The sequence below is a fragment of the Chryseobacterium daeguense DSM 19388 genome (genome assembly GCF_000430825.1).
GTDB classification, from domain to species: Bacteria; Bacteroidota; Bacteroidia; order Flavobacteriales; family Weeksellaceae; genus Chryseobacterium; species Chryseobacterium daeguense.
On sequence record NZ_AUMT01000002.1, the window covers coordinates 19,505 to 41,362 of the forward strand.

Annotated in this window: 27 protein-coding genes and 2 tRNA genes; 18 read left to right on the forward strand and 11 right to left on the reverse strand. The window is 37.0% G+C overall.

The window, feature by feature from the left end; genetic code table 11:
• Positions 1-326 precede the first annotated feature (326 nt).
• The 10 genes from H560_RS0102480 to H560_RS0102525 all read left to right on the forward strand — a co-directional run bounded on the left by H560_RS0102480 (position 327) and on the right by H560_RS0102525 (position 8,068).
• Positions 327-857, forward strand: a complete 531-nt coding sequence (locus H560_RS0102480) for an RNA methyltransferase (protein WP_027378577.1) — start codon at positions 327-329, stop codon at positions 855-857.
• 185 nt (positions 858-1,042) lie between these two features.
• Positions 1,043-1,693 (forward strand): CBS domain-containing protein, encoded by a 651-nt coding sequence (locus tag H560_RS0102485; protein WP_027378578.1) that lies wholly within the window; start codon positions 1,043-1,045, stop codon positions 1,691-1,693.
• A 5-nt stretch (positions 1,694-1,698) separates the two neighbouring features.
• On the forward strand, positions 1,699-2,565 hold the full coding sequence (locus H560_RS0102490; RefSeq protein ID WP_027378579.1) for an NAD kinase: 867 nt from the start codon (positions 1,699-1,701) through the stop codon (positions 2,563-2,565).
• Between the two features lie 70 nt (positions 2,566-2,635).
• Entirely contained in the window at positions 2,636-3,706 is a 1,071-nt protein-coding gene (gene fbaA, locus H560_RS0102495; RefSeq protein WP_027378580.1) for a class II fructose-bisphosphate aldolase, read from the forward strand.
• A gap of 96 nt (positions 3,707-3,802) precedes the next feature.
• Positions 3,803-4,657, forward strand: coding sequence for an acetyl-CoA carboxylase, carboxyltransferase subunit beta (gene accD, locus H560_RS0102500; RefSeq protein ID WP_027378581.1), 855 nt, complete (start codon positions 3,803-3,805; stop codon positions 4,655-4,657).
• A 54-nt stretch (positions 4,658-4,711) separates the two neighbouring features.
• Positions 4,712-5,224, forward strand: a complete 513-nt coding sequence (locus H560_RS0102505) for a DUF6973 domain-containing protein (RefSeq protein WP_027378582.1) — start codon at positions 4,712-4,714, stop codon at positions 5,222-5,224.
• Positions 5,214-5,399, forward strand: a complete 186-nt coding sequence (locus H560_RS0102510; protein WP_027378583.1) for a hypothetical protein — start codon at positions 5,214-5,216, stop codon at positions 5,397-5,399. The genes H560_RS0102505 and H560_RS0102510 overlap by 11 nt, the downstream gene beginning before the upstream one ends.
• Positions 5,400-5,512: 113 nt before the next feature.
• Positions 5,513-6,916 carry a nucleoside recognition domain-containing protein gene (locus H560_RS0102515; RefSeq protein WP_027378584.1) on the forward strand — a complete coding sequence of 468 codons (1,404 nt, stop codon included), beginning with the start codon at positions 5,513-5,515 and terminating at the stop codon, positions 6,914-6,916.
• 9 nt (positions 6,917-6,925) lie between these two features.
• Positions 6,926-7,663, forward strand: a complete 738-nt coding sequence (locus tag H560_RS0102520; protein WP_027378585.1) for an ATP-grasp domain-containing protein — start codon at positions 6,926-6,928, stop codon at positions 7,661-7,663.
• Positions 7,664-7,675: 12 nt separating this feature from the next.
• On the forward strand, positions 7,676-8,068 hold the full coding sequence (locus H560_RS0102525) for a hypothetical protein (protein WP_027378586.1): 393 nt from the start codon (positions 7,676-7,678) through the stop codon (positions 8,066-8,068).
• A gap of 13 nt (positions 8,069-8,081) precedes the next feature.
• On the opposite strand, the gene H560_RS0102530 is transcribed toward H560_RS0102525, so the two are convergent.
• From H560_RS0102530 to H560_RS0102545, 4 genes are all read right to left on the reverse strand, one after another.
• Positions 8,082-8,963: an energy transducer TonB gene (locus H560_RS0102530; protein WP_027378587.1), complete on the reverse strand. Its 882-nt coding sequence runs from the start codon at positions 8,961-8,963 to the stop codon at positions 8,082-8,084.
• Positions 8,964-8,988: 25 nt separating this feature from the next.
• The gene (locus H560_RS0102535; protein ID WP_027378588.1) at positions 8,989-9,387 is read right to left on the reverse strand and encodes an ExbD/TolR family protein; all 399 of its coding nucleotides are present in this window, start codon (positions 9,385-9,387) and stop codon (positions 8,989-8,991) included.
• A 12-nt stretch (positions 9,388-9,399) separates the two neighbouring features.
• Positions 9,400-10,104, reverse strand: a complete 705-nt coding sequence (locus tag H560_RS0102540) for a MotA/TolQ/ExbB proton channel family protein (protein ID WP_027378589.1) — start codon at positions 10,102-10,104, stop codon at positions 9,400-9,402.
• Between the two features lie 172 nt (positions 10,105-10,276).
• Complete coding sequence (locus tag H560_RS0102545; RefSeq protein ID WP_027378590.1) at positions 10,277-10,738, reverse strand: hypothetical protein; 462 nt, start codon at positions 10,736-10,738, stop codon at positions 10,277-10,279.
• Positions 10,739-11,213: 475 nt separating this feature from the next.
• On the opposite strand from H560_RS0102545, the gene H560_RS0102550 reads away from it, so the two are divergent.
• The 4 genes from H560_RS0102550 (at position 11,214) to H560_RS0102565 (ending at position 14,588) form a co-directional block, all read left to right on the forward strand.
• Positions 11,214-13,010, forward strand: a complete 1,797-nt coding sequence (locus tag H560_RS0102550; RefSeq protein WP_027378591.1) for a DUF885 domain-containing protein — start codon at positions 11,214-11,216, stop codon at positions 13,008-13,010.
• A 162-nt stretch (positions 13,011-13,172) separates the two neighbouring features.
• Complete coding sequence (locus tag H560_RS0102555; RefSeq protein ID WP_027378592.1) at positions 13,173-13,562, forward strand: DUF1398 domain-containing protein; 390 nt, start codon at positions 13,173-13,175, stop codon at positions 13,560-13,562.
• Positions 13,563-13,636: 74 nt separating this feature from the next.
• Positions 13,637-14,083, forward strand: coding sequence for a DinB family protein (locus tag H560_RS0102560; RefSeq protein WP_027378593.1), 447 nt, complete (start codon positions 13,637-13,639; stop codon positions 14,081-14,083).
• A 142-nt stretch (positions 14,084-14,225) separates the two neighbouring features.
• Positions 14,226-14,588: a hypothetical protein gene (locus H560_RS0102565; RefSeq protein WP_228372405.1), complete on the forward strand. Its 363-nt coding sequence runs from the start codon at positions 14,226-14,228 to the stop codon at positions 14,586-14,588.
• A gap of 8 nt (positions 14,589-14,596) precedes the next feature.
• Here the strand turns inward: H560_RS0102565 and H560_RS0102570 are convergent, their stop codons facing one another.
• A complete protein-coding gene (locus H560_RS0102570; protein WP_027378595.1) occupies positions 14,597-15,217 on the reverse strand; it encodes an endonuclease III domain-containing protein in 621 nt (206 codons plus the stop codon).
• Positions 15,218-15,250: 33 nt separating this feature from the next.
• Here H560_RS0102570 and bcp point away from each other — a divergent pair, with 33 nt between their 5' ends.
• Positions 15,251-15,700 (forward strand): thioredoxin-dependent thiol peroxidase, encoded by a 450-nt coding sequence (gene bcp, locus H560_RS0102575; RefSeq protein WP_027378596.1) that lies wholly within the window; start codon positions 15,251-15,253, stop codon positions 15,698-15,700.
• Positions 15,701-15,785: 85 nt separating this feature from the next.
• On the opposite strand, the gene H560_RS0102580 is transcribed toward bcp, so the two are convergent.
• The 5 genes from H560_RS0102580 to H560_RS0102600 are packed head-to-tail and all read right to left on the reverse strand — an operon-like array spanning position 15,786 to position 20,001.
• Entirely contained in the window at positions 15,786-16,322 is a 537-nt protein-coding gene (locus tag H560_RS0102580; RefSeq protein ID WP_051289112.1) for a GNAT family N-acetyltransferase, read from the reverse strand.
• Positions 16,288-16,956: a hypothetical protein gene (locus tag H560_RS0102585; RefSeq protein WP_027378598.1), complete on the reverse strand. Its 669-nt coding sequence runs from the start codon at positions 16,954-16,956 to the stop codon at positions 16,288-16,290. Before H560_RS0102585 ends, H560_RS0102580 begins: the two co-directional genes overlap by 35 nt.
• Positions 16,957-16,989: 33 nt before the next feature.
• Entirely contained in the window at positions 16,990-18,072 is a 1,083-nt protein-coding gene (locus H560_RS0102590) for a mannose-1-phosphate guanylyltransferase (protein ID WP_027378599.1), read from the reverse strand.
• Between the two features lie 2 nt (positions 18,073-18,074).
• Positions 18,075-18,665, reverse strand: coding sequence for a SprT-like domain-containing protein (locus H560_RS0102595; protein WP_027378600.1), 591 nt, complete (start codon positions 18,663-18,665; stop codon positions 18,075-18,077).
• Position 18,666: 1 nt separating this feature from the next.
• A complete protein-coding gene (locus H560_RS0102600) occupies positions 18,667-20,001 on the reverse strand; it encodes a TolC family protein (protein ID WP_027378601.1) in 1,335 nt (444 codons plus the stop codon).
• A gap of 98 nt (positions 20,002-20,099) precedes the next feature.
• On the opposite strand from H560_RS0102600, the gene H560_RS0102605 reads away from it, so the two are divergent.
• From H560_RS0102605 to H560_RS0102615, 3 genes are all read left to right on the forward strand, one after another.
• Positions 20,100-21,344 carry a bifunctional folylpolyglutamate synthase/dihydrofolate synthase gene (locus H560_RS0102605; protein ID WP_027378602.1) on the forward strand — a complete coding sequence of 415 codons (1,245 nt, stop codon included), beginning with the start codon at positions 20,100-20,102 and terminating at the stop codon, positions 21,342-21,344.
• Positions 21,345-21,388: 44 nt separating this feature from the next.
• Positions 21,389-21,463 (forward strand) — tRNA-Val (locus H560_RS0102610).
• A gap of 33 nt (positions 21,464-21,496) precedes the next feature.
• Positions 21,497-21,571, forward strand: a tRNA-Val gene (locus H560_RS0102615).
• An 82-nt stretch (positions 21,572-21,653) separates the two neighbouring features.
• Here H560_RS0102615 and H560_RS23160 read toward each other — a convergent pair.
• Complete coding sequence (locus H560_RS23160; RefSeq protein WP_169725961.1) at positions 21,654-21,812, reverse strand: hypothetical protein; 159 nt, start codon at positions 21,810-21,812, stop codon at positions 21,654-21,656.
• Between the last annotated feature and the right edge of the window lie 46 nt (positions 21,813-21,858).

Genomic DNA, 21,858 nt, shown 5'->3' on the forward strand with positions numbered 1-21,858 from the left:
AAATATTAATATTATTTTTACTAAACTTTTTTAATCAAATTTTTGTTTTTAAGCTAAACAAATCTCTAATTGCTTATTTTTTATGAATAACAAACACCAAAACACAATATTAACATAAAAATTAAAGCTACGTCAGAAACAAAACACGGTCACGGGCTGTGAGCCGAAATCATAATCATTAATTAGTTAAGGTTAAACCGTCTCTTTTTGAGGCGGTTTTTTTATTTAATACATGAATAAAGCTTAAATTTTGGTAAATTGCACTTCAAATTCTGGCTTATAAAAAAGCTTATAAATAAAGATTAATCTCAACAAATTAAAAAACATTGGTACAGAAATTAAAACTGGAAGAGCTTAACAGAATAGATGTTGAAACATTTAAAAATGTAGAGAAAGTTCCGTTGGTGGTGGTACTGGACAACATTAGAAGCATGCATAATGTGGGAGCAACTTTCAGGACCGCTGATGCTTTTTTAGTTCAAAAAATTATTCTTTGCGGAATTACCCCGCAGCCTCCACACCGCGAAATTCATAAAGCAGCATTAGGTGCTACGGAAAGCGTAGACTGGAGCCATGAAAGCGACATTAATACTACCATAAATGACTTAAAATCCCATGGTTTTGAGGTTGTGGGCATAGAACAGACCACCAACAGCAAAATGATCACCGATTTTGAAATTGATAAATCTAAAAAATACGCCGTTATTTTAGGAAATGAAGTAGAAGGAATTAGTGATGAAGCTCTTGAAAATATAGATTCTTTCATTGAAATTCCACAGCTGGGAACCAAGCATTCTTTAAACGTAAGTGTATGCGGAGGCATCGTTATGTGGGAGTTTGCAAAAGCCCTGAAATAAAAAAACTGCAGAAGTCTCAAAGACAGTGCAGTTTGAAATAAATCTAATAAAAAGTAAAAATGAAAGGCTACAAAGGTAACTTTTTTTTCTACACGAACAAATTTTAAATTTCATTTTTTAAAAATCCCAGAAAAAAAAATCAGCTTTCAGAAAAAGTTTCGTTTAATTTTTTATAAATTAGCACAATGTTTATCAAGGACTATATCTCAAAAGACTACCCGTGTTTTAGTTTGACTGACTCGATAGAATCAGCAAGAGATACTTTAGAAGCATTTGGATATTCTCATGTATTCATTAAAAAATCAAATCAGTTTTACGGAGCACTTGCAGAGGATTTTCTTTACGAGGAAGAAGGCACTCTGAAAGACCTTGAACATCAGATTGAGCGTTTTGCAATACTTGAAGACAATAATGTCATGGACAGTATACGGCTATTCTATACCTTCAATGCCAATGTAGTTCCCATTATCAATAAAAACGAAAAGTATTTAGGCTACATCACCTGTGATGATATTTTCCAGGACCTGTCAAAATATCCTTTATTTTCGGAATCCGGAGCAATACTTACGGTAGAGGTTCCTTCCAGAAAATATTCCATGACGGAAATCGCCAATATTGTAGAAAGTAATAACTCTAAATTTTATGGTGCATTTATCAGTTTCATGTCAGATGAAGCCATTCATGTAACCATCAAGATCAGCAATGAAAACCTGAGCTCTATTGATGAAACTTTCGACCGTTATGATTATAGAATTGTTGAAAAATACTATTCTGATGAAAAATCTGATTTATTTAAAGACAGATTTGGGTTTTTCCAAAAATTCATAGAAATATAAAACTAATGAAGGCAGCCATATATTCCCAGAAAAAAGATCTTGATACTTTTTTATATTTAAGCAAATTTATTTCGGAGCTGGAAAACAGAGGCGTAAAATCTGTTTTATATGATGAAATGGCTGAGGCCCTTCAGTTTTCAAAAATTTTCGAAACTTTTAATTCCAAGCAGGATCTTCTGGATAAAGAAGTAGATCTTTTCTTCACCTTTGGCGGAGACGGAACGATTGTAAACTCTTTAACCTTTATCGAGGACCTTGAAATCCCTATTGTAGGGGTAAATACAGGAAGATTGGGTTTCCTTGCAAGCTTTACGAAGGAGGAAGCTTTTAACGAGCTTGATTCTATCTTAAAAGGCGATGTAAAAACCAGCCGCCGCTCCGTGATAGAGGTTGTTTCACCAGAATTGGAAGGTTTTTTCCCGTATGCTCTGAATGATGTTACGGTTTCCAGAAAAGAAACAACATCCATGGTGACGGTTGATTCTTATATTAATAACGAATTTTTAAATGTTTTCTGGGGAGACGGCGTGATTGTTTCCACTCCTACAGGTTCCACTGCTTATTCATTAAGCTGCGGCGGGCCTATCATTTCTCCGAATAACGAAAACTTCGTCATTACTCCCATCGCTCCTCACAACCTCAATGTAAGGCCTTTGGTGGTGAACGACAGGGTGGAAATTAAATTTAAAGTGGAAAGCCGTGTCCCACAATACTCACTTTCGCTGGATTCACGATTGATACATATAGAAACAGATAAAGAAATTGTCATCAGAAAGGCCGGTTTCCAGATTTTGCTGGTACAGCCGAACAATCTGAGCTTCTATGAAACCATCCGCCAGAAGCTACTTTGGGGAAGGGACAAAAGAAATTAAAAATATTTTAAAAATTATTACCTTTACAGGAATTTTACAAACCCTAATAATTTATATTAAAAAGTAAAACATGAGCAGAATTTTCCCGGCAGGAGTTGCCACAGGTCAGTTAGTTACTGATATTTTTCAGCATGCTAAAGAAAACAAATTTGCATTACCTGCAGTAAACGTAATTGGTTCTAGCAACGTAAATGCGGTAATGGAAACTGCAGCAAAATTAAACTCACCTGTTATTATTCAGTTCTCTAATGGTGGAGCTGCTTACAATGCAGGAAAAGGATTAAGCAATGACGGCCAGAAATCAGCTATTTTGGGAGGAATCGCCGGTGCAAAGCATATCCATACCCTTGCAGAAGCTTACGGGGCTACGGTAATTCTTCACACAGACCACTGTGCAAAGAAATTATTGCCTTGGATAGACGGATTAATGGATGCTAATGAAGAATTCTTCAAGCAGACAGGGAAATCTCTTTACTCTTCTCACATGCTGGACCTTTCTGAAGAGTCTTTAGAAGAAAACTTAGAAATTTCTGCTAAATATTTCGAAAGAATGGCTAAAATGCAGATGACTCTTGAAGTTGAGATCGGAGTTACAGGTGGTGAAGAAGATGGTGTTGACAATTCTGATGTTGATAATTCAAAACTATATACTCAGCCGGAAGATGTAGCTTACACATACGAAAAATTAAAAGCTATTTCCGATAACTTTACAATCGCTGCTGCGTTTGGAAATGTACACGGTGTTTATAAACCTGGAAACGTGGTTCTTACACCTAAAATCCTTGACAATTCACAGAAATTTGTTCAGGAGAAATTCGGAACTGCTGCGAAGCCTATCAACTTTGTATTCCACGGAGGATCAGGCTCTACCCTGGAAGAAATCAGAGAGGCAATTGAGTATGGTGTTATTAAAATGAATATCGACACAGACCTTCAATTCGCTTATACAGAAGGCGTGAGAGATTACATGGTTAATAATATTGACTATTTAAGAACTCAGATCGGTAATCCTGAAGGAGAAGAAAAACCAAACAAAAAATTCTATGATCCAAGAGTTTGGGTAAGAAAAGGTGAGGAAACTTTCTCTGCGAGATTGGTAAAAGCATTTGAAGATTTAAATAACGTAAATACGCTTAAATAATTTTGAATTATTAATTTTGGATTTTGAATTATCATTTTAGTGTTCAAAATCTAAAATTCAAGAATCAAAATGCAAAATTTAATTAAAATTTCATAAATGGCATTCGACTGGTTTAAAAGAAAAACAAAAAACATTACGACCTCTACTGATGAAAAAAAGGATGTTCCGAAAGGCCTTTGGCATCAGACTCCGTCAGGAAAAGTAGTGGAACATGATGAGCTGAAGAGAAATAACTATGTTTCTCCGGAAGACGGATTTCATGTAAGAATAGGAAGTGCAGAATTTTTTGATATCCTTTTTGACGATGGTAAATTCACTGAGCTGGATGCCAATGTTGAAAGCATTGATATGCTGAACTTTAAAGATACAAAATCTTATACAGACCGTTTAAAGGAAGTAAAAGCAAAAACAAAGCTTACGGATTCCATCAGAAACGCAGTAGGAACTGTAAAAGGAACTGAAATGGTAGTTTCCTGTATGGATTTCGCTTTCATTGGAGGTTCTTTGGGTTCTGTAATGGGTGAAAAGATAAGAAGGGCAGTAGATTATTGTATTAAGCACAAGCTTCCTTATATGATCATCTGCCAGTCAGGAGGAGCAAGAATGCAGGAAGCAACGTATTCTTTGATGCAGCTTGCTAAAGTTCAAGCAAAACTGGCTCAGCTTTCAGAAGCAGGGCTTTTATACATCGCTTATCTTTGTGACCCTACTTTTGGTGGTATTACAGCTTCTTTCGCAATGACAGCGGATATTATCATGGCAGAACCCGGTGCACTGATCGGTTTTGCAGGGCCAAGAGTAATCCGTGAAACAATAGGACGAGATTTGCCGGAAGGTTTCCAGACATCGGAATTCCTTCAGGAGAAAGGCTTTGTGGATTTTATCGTGAAAAGAACTGAAATTCAGGACACTGTTGCAAAGACGGTAAAATTATTAGCAGTAAAAGCATAACAATTTGTAACAAAATACTACAATCTCTCTCTAATTAGGGAGAGATTTTTTTTTATGAGAACTTTTAAGATATTTTTTAATACGATCCGGACATTAAGCTTTAAAAAGATCATGCGCCTTTTGTCGCTTATTCTACCCCATCCTATTTTTTCTTTATTAAGTTTTCATGCAACGGTACAGGCATTTGCCATTGCACAGAAAAAATTTCCTAAGACAGCATCTAAAAACGGAGTCGGGAATGCATTCAGACATGCATTGTGGTGCGCTTTCATCATGATGTACTGCTGCAAGGTTTCGTCCCCGAAAAAAGCACTGGATTTCTGTAAAAGAATCACAGATATGCACGAAGAGCTGTTCCCAAACAAACCTTTGGAAACAAAAATGGATCTTCATAATAACAAAATAGGGATGGATTATTTTATGGAACTTCTTCCCGGTATTCACCGCCAGTTTTTCGAGAAAAGTTTTTTTATTGATGCTTTAGAAAAGAAGATGAAAGATGCAAAGGTTTTGAAGAATTTAGATGATGATTTTGAAGGATTTTTAGTTTATCTTGATGAGAAGTAAATTACCCTACTATGGAGGGCGGAGAAAATTCGTAAGAATTTTTGACGGATGCTTTTTCAGCAGCTTCATTTCCCTAGCCCCGATAGAAACGGTTACCCCACAGCAAGAGCTGGCAAAAGCAGCTGCGCGAGGAGTAAAAGTGGATAGCGGGATTAAGCTTCAAATAATTTACTGAGTCCTTTCATGAGATCGCTTCGTCATTTCATTCCTCGCAATGACGCAAAAGCCTTCCCTTTTTTTGTAATCTGAAGTTTTTTTGATAAGTTTAAGCAATCTTAATTCAATCAAATGGTTCTCAGCAGAATTTGGTCGGCTTTCATTATTATTGCCATTGCCGTTGCAAGTATAAAATACATTTCGTCAAGCCATTACAAAACCATTTTCAATGATATGGTGGTGGGCAAAGGCGGTGATACGGTGCAGATCGCAACTCAAAAAATCAACTCGCTTTCTCCCGTTGTGCGGGACAGTTTGATGAAAAAACCAGATTTTGCGGACAGCAGAATTCATTATAAAACAGATTCCTTACAACAGAACGTGAAAGTTTACCGTGTTCAGGAGGCAGACGGCGTAATCGGAACTTCAGAAACCGCAGTGAAAATTTGTATCGGGCTGATAGGAATTATGACCCTTTTTATGGGATTCATGAGTATTGCTGAAAAAGCAGGCGGAATTAATCTTTTAAGCCGCTTCATTCAACCATTTTTTTCGAGATTATTCCCGGAGATTCCTAAAAATCATCCGGCTTTCGGGCACATGCTGATGAATTTCAGCGCCAATCTTTTGGGGTTGGATAATGCTGCAACTCCTTTCGGATTAAAAGCAATGGAAAGCCTCCAGACCCTAAATCCAAATAAAGATACGGCCAGCAATTCGCAGATCATGTTTTTGTGCCTTCATGCAGGAGGAATGACCCTGATTCCTGTTTCAATCATCGCAATCCGGGCTTCGATGGGATCAAAAACGCCGACAGATATTTTTCTTCCGTGTATGATCGCAACTTTTGCGGCAACGCTGGCCGCTATGATCATTGTTTCCCTGTATCAGAAAATCAACTTGTTAAAACCTGTTGTTATCGCATATATTGGCGGGATTTCGGCAATTATTGCTTTATTGGTTTTGTATCTTACCAAATTAAGCAAAGACGAGCTGGATGATTTCAGCAAAGTTTTAAGTAACGGATTGATTCTGTTTATTTTTCTTGCTATTGTCCTTGGAGCTGTATATAAAAAAATCAATGTTTTTGATGCCTTTATTGAAGGTGCAAAAGAGGGTTTCTGGACCTGCGTGAAAATTATTCCTTATTTAGTCGGGATGCTGATTGCTATCTCATTATTAAGAACTTCCGGAGTTTTTGATGTAATTATAGACGGAATGAAATGGGTGGCCAATGCCGCAAACTTGGATCCCCGTTTTGTAGACGGTCTTCCGACTGCCCTTATCAAGCCTCTTTCCGGCTCCGGTGCAAGGGGAATGATGGTGGATACAATGGCGACCTTCGGGGCAGACAGTTTTCAGGGTAAACTGGCAGCAGTTCTTCAGGGAAGCTCAGATACTACGTTTTACGTGATTGCAGTTTATTTCGGTGCTGTGGCTGTTAAGAATACAAGATACACCGTAATTGCTATGCTTCTGGCAGATTTAGTAGGGGTTATTACCGCTATTGGTTTGGCTTATTTGTTTTTTGCATAAATTATACTCATGAAAGCTTATATTCAGACAGATAAAAACGGTGATTTTTATAATGTAAACGCTTTTATTGCTTTTGAAGGTTTCAGAAATTTTGGTTTTGAGATAAAGAAGTTTTTTGATGCAGATGAGATATCAGATCATAATCCGGAAAATATAGTCGTTGGCGGAATTGGAAATGTAAGAAAAAGACTACAAAATTTAAATATCGTTCGCCCTGAAAAGGAAATAGATTATCCTGAAGAATTAAAACCCTTTTTAAAAAGAAAAATCTGGGAATCAAGCATTAAAAAAATTTTTTCGGATAAAAACAATTGGAATATTTTTATTAAGCCCAAAACTGAAACTAAATTGTTTGCGGGGAAAGTCATTAAAAATGAAATGGATTTCCTTGGGCTCATCAATGAAGAAAGAGATATTGAAGTTCTTTGCTCTGAGCTTATTGATTTTAGAACGGAATGGCGCTGTTTTATTCGGTATAAAGAAATTTTAGATATCAGAAGATATAAAGGGGATTGGGATACAAGAATAGACTTAAAAACAGTGCAGGCAGCCATTGAATCATTTACTACTCAGCCAAACTCATTCGCATTAGATTTTGGAGTTAATGAGGTTGGGGAAACTATATTGGTAGAAGTCAATGACGGCCATTCTTTAGGAACTTATGGACTTTCATCGGCACACTATGCTAAATTTCTTTCCGCAAGATGGAGCGAACTAACTGCAACGGAAGATCATTTAAACTTTTAATTTAAACAAATCATGATAACAGATAAAGAATTCACATTAAGGCTCATTCGCCAGCTGACTCAGGCGTTGGAAAAGCTTATTCTAGACAAACCAGAAGAAAGCTTAATGCAGAAAGAATTAGATTTTGACTCTTTAATGAAAGATATTTTCAAATTTGATTTCACTACCCTATCTTCTAAATCAAAAGAGGAAATCATTAAGATCGTTAATGAAAGACAGGAAAGAGACCACAAAGATTACTACGAAATGCTGGGAAATCTTTTCTATTTTACCGGCAGAGGAGAAAAGAACAATGACTTTTTAGATAAAGCAAAAACATTTTATGAATTGTATTTACAAACCAGCGGAATCTTTGCGCTTCCTATCATTAACAGAATCAATGAAATAAAAAAAGCACTCGAATAAGTGCTTTTGCATTTTAAAATGTAATTTTATATGTTCCTGTGGATGAAGTACTGGCTTTTTCAGCTTTTACATATTTTTTAACCCAGGAAACGGCATTTGAAGTAATGCATGGATCAGAAGTTCCGCCTGATCTTCTTGCTGACACCACATTTCCTGCTTTATCCACGGTGTAAGCAATGGTGATCGTTCCGCTTGCGGTACAGCTGTTGGCCGGCTGAGCTCCACCACGCCCCATTGTTCCGGGAATAAACCCGACTAATTTTCTGTCGATTCCGACTTTGCTGTCTCCATTTCCATCACCACCTAGAGGATCTCCCGCATTTCCTATTCCTGTTCCGTCTCCCTGGCTACCTGCCTTTGTTCCTCTTCCGCGGATTAAATTTCCAATGGCAGCAGTTCCTTTTCCGTCACCGTTTCCGGTTTTGGAATTGGCCGTTGTTGCACCGGATTTTTTAGTGTTTTTTGTAGCAGAAGTGCTTGCCGAGGTTTTATTTGATTTTTTAGACTCCTCTTTTTTAGGAACTGTTACTTTAGAGTTATTTCCTGTGATAATTTTCTCCTTAGCTTCAGATTTCTTTGTTTCCGGCTGAGGTTCCGGCTTGATAACCGTTTTTGTTTCAGGAACGGCTGTTTCTACAGGCTCGGTTGTAACTTCTTCGGTTGCGGCAGCTAAACTCCCGGGCTGATCTGCAGGTTCTTCTGCCCCATTCCCGTTTCTGTTGTCTCCGAAATTAACCAGCATCGTGGTAATTTCTTCAGGCTGCTGATCCAGCTCCGGTTTTAATTTATATAAAAAAACAAATAACAGGATCGCAGACCAAATGAGAATAGAAAGCACTGCGCTTTTTATCCTGTCTCTGTTTTGCTCGTCTTTGTTTATAATATAACTTTTCATTTTAATTTTTCCGATTTTCGGAGTTTTATTTATCCTTAACGGTGGCAATTGCGATGTTAAATTTATGTTTTTCTGCAATTTCCATTACGAAAACTACATCTTTGTGCATGGTATTTTCATCTGCCCTGATGGTGAATGATTTATTGGTCTGTCCGGCAAGTTTATTGACAATCGTTGGTTCCAGCTCTGCTCTGTTTACCGGGTTATCATCTACAAAATAAGATCCGTCCGGCTTTATGCTTACCGTTAACGGATTCGGAATATTGTCATCTACCGCTCCGGTTTTAGGCAGCTTCACATCGATTGCGCTTTGGTTGGCAGCCGAGGATGTTACCATAAAGAAGATCAGCATCAGAAGGATAACGTCTGTCATCGCTGCTAAACTGAATTCCGGATTTGCTTTATTTCTTCTTTGAATTTTCATTTGTTTCGAAGATTATAAAGGTTTATTGATAAGATCTAAAAATTCTCCGGACATATTCTGTGCCTTTAATACAAATTTATCAATTCTCGTTAATAAAATATTGTAGAAAAAGTTTGCCGGAATTGCCACTGCAAGTCCTACCGCCGTTTGGCCCAGCGCCGTATAAATACCTTCTGACAAAGTTTTCGGGGAGAAAGATCCGCTGGCATGAGACAGGTTAAAGAAAGCAATAATCATCCCGATTACTGTTCCTAAAAGTCCCAACATGGGAGCAATACTAGGTACAACCGCCAAAAGGTTCAGGTTTTTTTCCATATTGGCAACTTCTACCTGCGCCTGAGACTCCATTGCACTTACAATATCTGAAACAGGACGTCCTAATCTGGAAATTCCCTTTTCTAAAATCCTGCCTTCCGGAGAATTTTGTCTCTTGCAATAATCTGCCGCAGATTCTATTTTTCCTTCCTTGATAAAATCCTCGATATTATCCATGAAATTAGCATCTGTTTTTGATGTCAGTCTTTTAATAAAGAAAAAACGCTCAAAGAAAAGATACACGGAAAATATACCGAGCAAGAGCACGGTTACCATCACTATCTTAGCGAATGCCCCTCCGTGGAACATGATCTTCCAAAATGAAAATTCTAAATCGTCTGCAGCTACTGCAGGTGCAGCCACCTGTGCAAATAAAATCTGAGTAAGTTCCGTTAACAGCATTAAAGTGAATTTTTATAAAAGTTTTAACGACAAATGTAGTGGAATATTATTAATTGATATCTTAAAAATTGCTTAAAAACAACTTAAAAATTTGTTATTTTCATAAAACAGCAAATTTCTTTCCAAAAAATATTTGAAAAGAAATCCGGATATAATTTTTTTGATAAGATAATTAATCTTCGTCTACCACAATATCATCCTGCCTGAATTCGCATTTCAGCCTGAAAGGAATCGGAGTGTCTGACCCTGTATAGAAATCATCAATGGTGCCCTTCCAGACTACCTGAAGCTCGCCGTCCTCTGTCTTATCAAAACACAGCTCATTATCATAAATGAAAGCATCTTCATCGTCGAAAAGGTCTACTTCCGTGTAGGTTTCCTCGTCCGTATCGTTAATGGTAATTGTTTTTCCTTCTATTTCCGCAGATTCGATAGGGAAATCGAAAACTTCAAGAGAGAGTTGCGGAAAATTGTACTGTAATGAATCATCTTCTACATGATCCAAGCTGTCATCCGTGATAATCTCAACCTCTAGGAAATGTTGCTGGTTGCTGTACACCGCCTTACAATAAGTGTTTCTGATATTGTACTTTAGCGTTTCCTCCGGATGGTAAATTTTTAAAATCCCTTTCATTATTTCTTAAAAAAGAGCTGTAATACTATGATTGTTAAATGTTTTCAACAAAGATAAAAAATAGATTGAATGTGAAGAATTTTTTGAAAATTATTTTTAAAAAATGAGTAATAATTAATAATAAAACATTTTAAAAAGTAAATTTTAAATATCAAAACCGAACAGGTTGCCTTTTACGAAGAGCTTTATCCAGCTATCCACTCATACTCCTCGCGCAGCCGCTTTTCTTCGCTTGCTGTGGGGTAACCGTTACTATCGGGGCTAGGAAGGCAGGCCAGAATTTTACTTGTACATGAATTGTTGATATTCCCGGTAGAAACTGCCCATTGATTCTTGACAATTCACTTTAAAGATCTCCCGTCAAAAAATCTTACGAATTGAAGAGGAAACTATTCATCCAATTAGCGTTGGAAAATAATCTTTGTCGTTTTCTACTTTAATTATTTACATTTGTTTTTTATAAAAGCATTCTGAAATGAAAAACATTTTATCTAAAAGTATTCTGGGATTCGGCATAATGATAAGTCTTATTTCCTGTAAAAAAACAGATTCACCCTTAACGAAAGTTACCCCTTCCAATATAGATTCCATTGCTTCTAATTATTATGAGCAATATTTAAAATTATACCCTCTGGAAGCCACTTCACAGGGAGACCTCAGATATAATGACCAGCTTCCCATCAATATTGATAAAGATTTTATTCTTGGAGAAGTTGCATTTTATAATTCTGTGCAGAAACAGCTTCAAAATGTAGATTACAAAGCCCTTTCTGATGAAGACAAAGTGGTCTATGATGTGTTGGATTATTCTTTAAAAGACAGAATCAGAGGCTATGCCTATCACCCGGAATATATCCCTTTTACGCAGTTTGGAGGACTTCCGCTTACATTTCCATTGTATGGGAGCGGACAGGGAAGCCAGCCTTTTAAAACAGAAAAAGATTACAGCGACTGGCTGAAAAGAATGGAGAAGTTTCCGGAATGGATGAATGCCGCTGCAGAAAATTTCAAAGAAGGGATCAACAACAAAATGGTTCTGCCTAAAAAACTGGTAATCAAAATGATTCCCCAAATGCGTGCAGAGGAAATTACCTCCACAGATTTAGATAAAAATATTTTCTACGGACCTATAAAAAATTTCCCGAAAGATTTTACAAAAGAGCAAAAAGATAAATTCTCAGCACTTTATAAAGACGCTATTATCAAAAAAATAATCCCTGCATATACAAAAATGGGTGATTTCTTAGAGAAAGAATATCTTCCAAAAGCCAGAGAAACAGACGGATACAACAGCTTACCAAATGGCAAGGAAATTTATCAGTTTTATGCAAAAAGCTGGACAACAACCAACAAATCGCCTGAGGAAATCAATAAAATCGGGCAGCAGCAGGTAGCTATGCTTCGTGCAGAAATGGAAAAAGTAAAACAGCAGGTTGGCTTTACCGGAACACTGGAAGAGTTTATCAATTTTGTAAAAACTGACCCAAAAGCAATGCCTTACAAGACTTCAAAAGAAGTTTTGGACGGATTTAATGGTATTTTGGCGAAAATTACTCCTAAGCTGAAAACCATGTTTTCCGTAACCCCAAAAACAAAATTTGAGATCAGGCAGACTGAAAAATTCCGGGAGGCAAGCGCAAGCGCAGAATACACCCCTGGAACTCCGGACGGCAAAAGACCGGGGATTTTCTACATTCCGCTTCCTGATCCTTCGAATTTCAATGTTACTTCAGGCATGGAATCTCTTTTCCTGCATGAAGCCATTCCGGGACATCATTATCAGTTTTCTCTTCAGCAGGAAAATACAAAGCTCCCGAAATTCATGAGATTCGGATGGTTTGGAGCGTATGGTGAAGGCTGGGCGCATTATTGTGAGACACTAGGGCCAGAATTAGGGCTGTATACAGATCCTTATCAGAAAATGGGGTATCTGAGCGATCAGATGCTGAGGGCAGTAAGATTAGTGGTGGATACGGGCTTGCATACAGGGAAAATGACTCGTGAAGACGCCATCAAATATTTCCTGAGCAATATTTCTTATGATGAAGCCAGCGCAACTGCCGAAGTGGAAAGATATATGGCTGTGCCGGGCCAGGCTTTAGGTTATAAAATCGGTTCATTGAGAATTCGTGAACTGAGAGAGAAATATCAGAAACAGCTTGGAAATAAGTTCAATCTGGCAAAATTCCATGATGAAATTCTGAGCCAGAGATGCCTGCCTTTGGATGTTCTGAACAGGAAAATGGAGCTTTGGGCAAAGAAACAGAAATAATTTTTAAATATTAGAAGTTTTATTGGATCCTTCGACTTTGCTCAGGATGACATCGGCAAATTATTCCGCATACTGCACAGTTAATATTAGCGTTGCCATCCTTAGTGAAGTCGAAGAATCTTTCAAATTAATTTTAAATTAAACACAAAATACATCGAAAAAATGTTTACAGTAGAACAAATCGAAAACGCCCACAGTAAAGTAAAAACGGGTGCGGATTTTCCAAATTATATTAGGGAGATTAAAAAATTGGGAGTAAAAGCTTTCGAAACCTGGGTGAAAGACAGCCATACAGAATACTTTGGAGATAATGACTTCAAAACGACCTCTGATGCTCAGTACGATGATTTGATAATTTCCGGGAGTTCTGATAAAGAAAAGTTTATTCAATCGTTGAAAAGGCATCAAAGAGGGGAAACAGATTATATGAAATTTTGCCGGGACTGTGCAGAAACAGGAATTGAAAGGTGGTTTGTAAACCTTGATCAATTTACCTGTACGTATTACGACAAAGCTGGAAATGAAATTCTGGTTGAGGAAATTCCGCATTAAGCTATTAAAGTCACACAATTATTTTTTGTGGTTTTATTAGTTCATAATTATTAACATCAATAATTTATAGAAAAATGTTAGCAGAAAGCCTGAAATCCCTTTTCACAAGAGATTTAAATAAACTAAAAACAGAAATTGAAGCCTATAAGAATGAAGATATCATCTGGAAAGTTGATAAGAACATCTTAAATTCCGCAGGAAATCTCTGCCTTCATTTGGTTGGTAACCTCAACCATTTTTTGGGAGCCATTTTGGGAAATTCCGGATATATCAGAAATCGTGACCTTGAATTTTCATTAAAAAACATTCCAAGAGCAGAATTAATCGGGCAAATCGAAAAGACAATTGAAGTGGTAAATTCTTCTCTTGATAATTTGTCTCCTGATGATTTGGGGAAAGAATTTCCGGTGCAGGCTTTAGGTTATCCTATGACTACGGACTATTTTCTTATTCATCTTATTGGCCATCTGGAATACCATTTGGGACAGATTAATTATCACAGGAGATTGCTGGATATTTAATTCAAATAAGTTTCAGTATTTCATTGACAAATATCAATGCTATTTCTTAATAAATGTCATTGGCTGAGCTTACAACTAATGATAATTTTGTCCTTATAAATTTTAATAATCATTATTCAAAAACAATCTTAAATTAATTATTATGAGCACATCAATTCTTTTAAAAGACAGCTTATTGCTGATCTGGAACAATCGTAATGCAGCTGAAAGACTTATTCTGATGGATAAAATCTACTCATCTGACATCAAATTTTACGAAGACAATAATAGCGAACCTATTACAGGACATGAATCTATTAACAATCTTATTCAAAATTTGCAAAAAGACTGGCCTTCAGATTTTGAATTTACCATTAAAGAAGATCCGAAAATAAACCATAACCTACAGAAAATAAGTTGGCATCTCGGAAGCAAAGGAAGTGCTCCAGTAGCCGCGGGTACAGACATTGCGCTTATTAAAAACGGAAAAATAGAGTCTTTATACTTGTTTTTGGAAACAAAATAATCGGCTCTCTATTTCTCAAACATCTTTTTAGTAATAAAATCTTTCTCACCTTTTCCTCTGGCGGGAGAATATTCCCTTCCGTAGAAAATGATCTGAAGATGAAGCTTATTCCATACACTTTCCGGCCAGATTGCTTTGGCGTCTTTTTCGGTTTCTACGACGTTTTTTCCGGACGTGAGCTTCCATTGTGTCATTAACCGGTGAATGTGCGTATCAACCGGAAAAGCAGGAAAGCCGAAGCCCTGGCTCATCACCACGGAAGCGGTTTTATGCCCCACTCCGGGAAGAGCTTCCAGTTCTTCATAAGTCTGAGGAACTACCCCATTATGCCTTTCCAAAAGCAGCTCTGCCATTCTTTTTAAATTTTTTGCTTTGGTATTGGAAAGCCCGATTTCTTTGATCAGTTCCCTAATTTCTTCCACTTCAAGCCTGCCCATTTTTTCAGGTGTTCCCGCGACTTCAAAGAGTCTGGGAGTCACCTGATTCACTTTCTTATCCGTTGTCTGTGCAGATAATGCCACCGCAACCATCAAAGTATAGGCGTCCGTATGATCCAACGGAATGGGAACTTCCGGATATAATTTTTCTAATTCTTCCTGAACAAGCGCTGCTCTTTGCTTTTTTGTCATGTAACCCTTAAATTTGAGCAAAAATAATTTATTATGTTGAAAGTTGGAGACCAATTACCGGAATTTGAAGGAATAAATCAGGATGGAGAAACGGTAAAATCGGAAAAATTAATCGGAAAAAAGCTTGTGATCTTCTTTTATCCGCAAGCCAATACTCCAACCTGTACGGTGGAAGCATGTAATTTGAGCGATAATTATTCTAAACTAAAGAAAGCCGGATTTCAGCTGTTGGGAATCAGTGGTGATTCTGTAAAAAAACAAAAGAATTTCCACAGTAAATTTGCTTTTCCCTATGATCTTATTGCTGATGAAAACCGAGATATTATTGAAAAATTCGGGGTTTGGCAGGAAAAAACGACCTTTGGGAAAACGTATATGGGAATTGTACGAACTACTTTTATCTTTGATGAACAGGGCGTTTGTACAAGGGTTATAGAAAAAGTAACCTCAAAAACTGCAGCAGGGCAGATTTTGGAAGGATAATTAACACGAAAAGCACAGATATTTTCACTAAATGCACTATTATTAGTGATATTCGTGAAAATATTTGTGAAATTATTGTTTCAATTTATTCCGTTTCGAAATACATCAATTCCTCGGTATCGCCGGGAATCGTAACAAATTTCTGGAATTTTAAACCTAGCTTTTCAATTAATTTTTGTGAAGAATGATTATCTTTTGTGGTAATGGCGGAGAGTTTTTTTAACCCAAAATCATCCATCCCGATTGATTTTACCTTTAAAGCAGCTTCATAGGCATAGCCTTTCCCTTCAAATTCATCCAGTAAAGAAAATCCTATATCCACTACATCCAGCCCTTCTCTTTCAAAAATTCCCACCCCTCCTATTTTGTGGTTTCCTTCTTTGGTTATCATTAAATAATTCCCGTAGCCCAGCCTTTCAAACTGCGGCAGGAATTTATTTTTGATATAATTTTCCGCATCAGGAACTGTTTTTATATAACGATCTCCTATAAATTGTATAAATTTTGGCCTGTTGTACAGATCAAGGATAAAGGCTCCGTCTTCCAGAGACATGGGACGCAGGAATAAACGTTCTGTTTCGTAGAAATTATCTTCGTTTTCTTGTTGGTTTTTTAGGTTCATCTTTCGGTTCTTCCTTTTTTTCTATTTTCAGAAGTCTCGGGTTATTGGTGCATTTTTTATTGTAAAGCTCAATATAAGACCCATTATCTTTGATATCCGTGATATTTCCTGAAGCTTTATTGACCGTCAGTGTGAAGTGTTTCTTCTGATAAGGGCATTCTTTAGATGTCAGCTTTCCCAGACCAAGGTAATAATTGGTTTTATCATCATAATAATTTCCTGCCAGATCTTTGAATTCTTCATCCACCATATAGCCATCCACAGCCGCTGCAATTGCTGCTTCTTCAACATCATCTATTTTCCCGATAAACGTTTTCAGGCCTTCAAGGGTTGTAACATGCTCTGTTTTTCCTCCTGAAGCGTAAACGATATAATAAAACTCGTCTGGCTCAGTTACCCCCACATTAAAACCCGATGGCTGTGAAGTATAATCTATTTTCGGTCCCGACTGCTTTACGATCTGATCCTTTCCGTAACTGCTGTGAATCAGCATCCAGGAAGTTGTTTTTATATTCGGAATAATATTCTGTAATATATTGGAAACACTCGAAAACTGCTTTTTTTCCTGAGAATATGAAAGTATTCCCAACAGCATGAAAATGCTTACACTGATCTTAAATTTAAATTTCATCATACCTTAGAGAACGCAGAAAGTGTACCAATTATTTTACATGAATTTATCCCCCTTCTTCAGGCTCTTCAAATCCAGAACATAATCCTTGATAAGCTGATCATGATCTCTTGGGCAGATGAGCAGTGCTTTTTCTGTATCTACAATGATATAATTTTCCAGACCATCGATAATCACCGCTTTATTGCTGTTTTTCAATCTGATAACATTTCCTTTGGAATTATAGGTGAGAATATGTTTCAGCTTTACTGCATTTCCATTCTCATCTTTTTCGGTGTTTTCATAAACAGAAGTCCATGTTCCGAGATCGCTCCAGCCTAAATCTGCAGGAATTACGTAAACATTTTTTGCCTTTTCCAAAATTCCGTTATCGATAGAAATTTTCTGAACCTTTGGATAAATAAGCTCTATACAGCTTTTTTCACTACCTGCATTGTATTCACAAGCCATAAAATGCTGTGTCATCTCCGGGAGATACATTTCAAAAGCATGATGGATACTTTTTACATTCCAGATAAAAATCCCTGCATTCCAAAGGAAATCTCCGCTTTCCAGAAAGCTTTTTGCAAGCTCCAGCATTGGTTTTTCCGTAAAAGTTTTTACTTTATAATGATCAGAATCATGTTTATCAACAAACTGAATATATCCATAGCCCGTATCCGGTCTGGTAGGCGTAATACCTAATGTTACCAAATAATCATTTTTTGAAGCAAGGTCAAAAGCAAGCTCTACTTTTTCAAGGAAGGTCTGTTCTTTTAAAATCAAATGATCTGCAGGTAATACAATCATCGTTGCATTCGGATCTATTTCGGCTATTTTATTGGCCATATAAAGATTGCAGGGCGCCGTATTTTTCAGAAGAGGCTCTCCCACAATATTATCCTGAGGGATTTCCGGCAGCTGCTGATGAGATAGATCAACATATTCTTTGTTAGTAATAACAAATATATTTTCATTGGGAATGATTTTGCTGATCCTGTCATAGGTCTGCTGAATCATTGTGCGCCCAACTCCTAAAATATCCTGAAACTGTTTCGGAAATTTTTGCGTACTCATAGGCCAGAATCTACTGCCGATTCCTCCTGCCATAATCACGCAATATCTATCTGATTTTGACATTTTTAAGTGCATTTTTCTACCCTCGCCAAAGGCTTGAAAGAATACTTCCTTCCCGTAGCCAGGTTCTTACAAAGATAGTTTTTTTTAATCAGACCTTCTAATAAATACTTCTCATTTCGATAAATAAAGAAATCACCTTTTTGTAGCTTTTCAATAAACTGAAGGGTATCATCTTGTTTTTCAATGTGAAAATATTTAACCAAATCCGGGCTTGCCATGAAATTTGCTTTCGGAGATTTTGAAAATTTTACAATAATGGGCCTTAGTTTTTCTTCATAAATATCAAGGCTTTGTAAGAGCATCCGGCGGAAGGTTTCTTTCCACTCGTTACCGTGAGGAGAGATTCTTCTGCCATATTTTTCAAAGGCGATAAGATGAGCCAGCTCATGAGTAAGCACAAAGAAAAAAAGCTCCGGAACCAACGTAGAATTAATGGTGATTTCGTGAGAATTATCCGGAAGTTTACGGTAATCCCCCAATTTGGAATCCCTGTTTCTTGTGATCTTTATATGGATATAATAATCTGCAAACCAGATTTTTAAGTATTGTAATGTATTTTGAGGTAAATATTTTTCTAAGGATTGAATAGACATTTTACAAACTTAACGGAACTCCCGAATAGAAATTCAATAATTTTAAACTGAAAAGATAATTATATTTAGCCTGAGCCACAGAACCCTGTGCGTTTGCGTAGTTGTTTCTTGCAATATTTACATCATAGATTGTGGATCTCCCTGCTGCATAGCTTTTATCCGCAAAATCCAGAGCCAGCTTTGTACTTTTTTCCGCCTGAACTGCAGATAAATAAATCTCATAATTGGCATCAACGTCAAACTGCGCTTTCTGAACGTTCTCTCTTACGGCTTGTTTCTGCTGCAGTAAAGTTGTTTTTGCAATATTTTCACTCAGTTTAGCCTGCTCTACCTGAAGCTTCGTGATTCCTTTATTAAAAATAGGAATATTAATGGAAATTCCTAAATTTTGTCCAAAATTATCATTGTACTGGCTAAAAAATGTAGGATCAATAATCGGGTTACCGAATTGATCATATCTCGTTAAAATATTATTGTAAAAACTTCCGATTCCCGCATTTGCCGTAACCGTAGGCCAAAAAGCCGTTTTTGTAACCTCAGTCTGGGCTTCTGCAGATCGGATCCTGCTTTCGGCTGCTTTTACCTGTGGCTGGGTTTCATAAGCTGTTGTTAAAACCTCATCAACAGATTTCAGCTGTGGCGCAAGCTGATCCGGAACATCTACATCTTCTACATCAAAATCTTTGTATTCCTGTAATTGTAAAAGTTGAGCCAAAGCAAATAAACTTCTTCCCACATTAATTTCAGCAGTTTTAAGGTTTTGCTTCTCTCTTGCAAGACCCGCTTCTGCCTCTGCTAAAACCGTTTGTGCTGTTGTTCCTACTTCGGTTGTGATTTTTGACCTGTCATATTGCTTTTGGGCATTTTCAACAGCAGCCTGGGAAATTTTTACAATTTCCTTATTCAATAAAGTCGTTAAATATTGCTGTGCAATCTGAAGCGAAATATCATTTTTAATGGTTTCAATATCATACTGGCTGGCTTCTACATCAAATTCTGTTTTTCTGATGGTTTTTTCAAGCCTGCCATTATTATAAACCAAAATATCAGCACCAAGGTTGGCACTATTTCCAAAACGGTCATTTCTGATACTCCCCGTCCCCAAAGAAGCCTGCCCGAAGCTTACCGTGTTTCCTACGCTTGCAGATACAGACGGGAGATAATTTTTCTTCGCGATCTTAAGGTTCAGATCCTGCATTTGTTTCGAATATTCATTTTGGATCACCTGAAGATTATGCTTCGTGGCATAGTCTACACATTCTCTCAAAGACCACTTTTTCTGGGCATTGACAGCCAGGCAAGATAATCCCAAAATAATAGTCAAAACTTTTTTCATATAATGATTTTATCCAATTAGACGAGCCAAATATAAAAAAGTTACAGTTTCCAAAAATTATTGTTTCATTTTAATTAAACTTTTGAGAATTTTGCATCATGACAAACCAACAATATCAGGAGGCCGTAGAATGGCTTTTCGTACAGGCTCCGAATTACCAGATAGATGGTCAGAAGGCATACAAACCGGGACTGGAAAACATCACAAGGCTTTGTGAGTTCTTCGGAAACCCGCAGGATAAAATAAAATGCATCCACATTGGAGGTACCAACGGAAAGGGTTCTTCAAGCAATATGCTGGCGTCTGTTTTACAAGAATCAGGCTTTAAAACCGGTTTATATAACTCACCGCATCTTATTGATTTTACGGAACGCATAAAAGTAAATGGCAAAAACTGTGATAAAGAATTTGTCTATCAGTTTATTCAAAAATTAAAAAATCTTCCTGAAGATATCCGTCCTTCTTTTTTTGAATTTACAACCATTATGGCGTTTGAATATTTTTATCAGCAGAAAGTGGATTTTGCCATTATCGAAGTCGGTTTGGGAGGAAGGCTGGATTCTACCAATATCATTAAGCCTCTGGTTTCGGCAATTACTAATGTTCAGCTGGATCATCAGAATATTTTAGGAGATACCCTTGAGGAAATTGCCGGCGAAAAAGCAGGAATCATTAAAAATAACATCCCCATCATTTCAGGAGATGACAATGATTTGGTTACAAATATCATCAAAAAGAAAGCAGAGAAGGAAAAAGCTCCGTTTATTGATGCCACTTTAATTGAAACTGATTTAAAATCTGATTTAAAAGGGAATTATCAAAAGAAAAATATTAAAGTTGTTTTAGGCTTAATTGAAGAATTAAGAAAACTAAACTATACAATTTCCGATCAAAACATTGAAAAAGGCCTGTTGAATGTTCATCAAAATACCGGCTTCATCGGCCGGTGGTTCGAATTTTCAAAAACCCCGCTGACGATTTGTGATACGGGGCATAATCAGGCCGGATTAGAACAGGTTTTCTCACAGCTGAACTCAATTGATAAGCACAAGCACATCATTCTGGGATTTGTGAATGATAAAAAGATCGATGAAGTGATGAAAATTCTGCCGGAAAATTCTGAGTTTTATTTTGCAAAACCGTCTATCCATCGTGGCAGACATCCGGAAGATTATGAAAACTTACTGATTGAGGCAAAAATTTCTTATAAAATTTTTAATTCCGTTCAGGAAGCCTATCTTTCTGCAAAAGAGGAATGTACAAATGACGAAATGATTTTTATCGGCGGAAGCAATTTCGTAGTGGGAGAATTTTTAGAAAAAAATTTGCAAGTTTCCGAATAAGTCGTATATTTGCACCACTCTAATCGAGAAAACAACGATAAAGAGGGTTCTTAGCTCAGTTGGTTCAGAGCATCTGGTTTACACCCAGAGGGTCGGGGGTTCGAATCCCTCAGGACCCACAGAAAAGGAAACGAAACCTTTCAAAAAAATTCGGGTTCTTAGCTCAGTTGGTTCAGAGCATCTGGTTTACACCCAGAGGGTCGGGGGTTCGAATCCCTCAGGACCCACAAAAATCTCTCTTTTTTAAGGGAGATTTTTTTATGCAAAAAGAAACCGCAACACTGTTACGGTTTTTTATATGTCTTATTTCTACTGACCGGGAGCATAAGGTTGGGCTGATTTTGACCCGGTAACCTTTTTCACCTGTCCCGAAGGAAGACCTTTGTTACCGTTAGGCTTAAGTCCAACACAAGAAGCCAGAAATAAACTTACGATTAAAACCGCTCCTATTTTTTTAAGTGTTTTCATAATTCCTTTTTTTAAATGTCTTAAAATATTGTGCAGCGAACTAAAA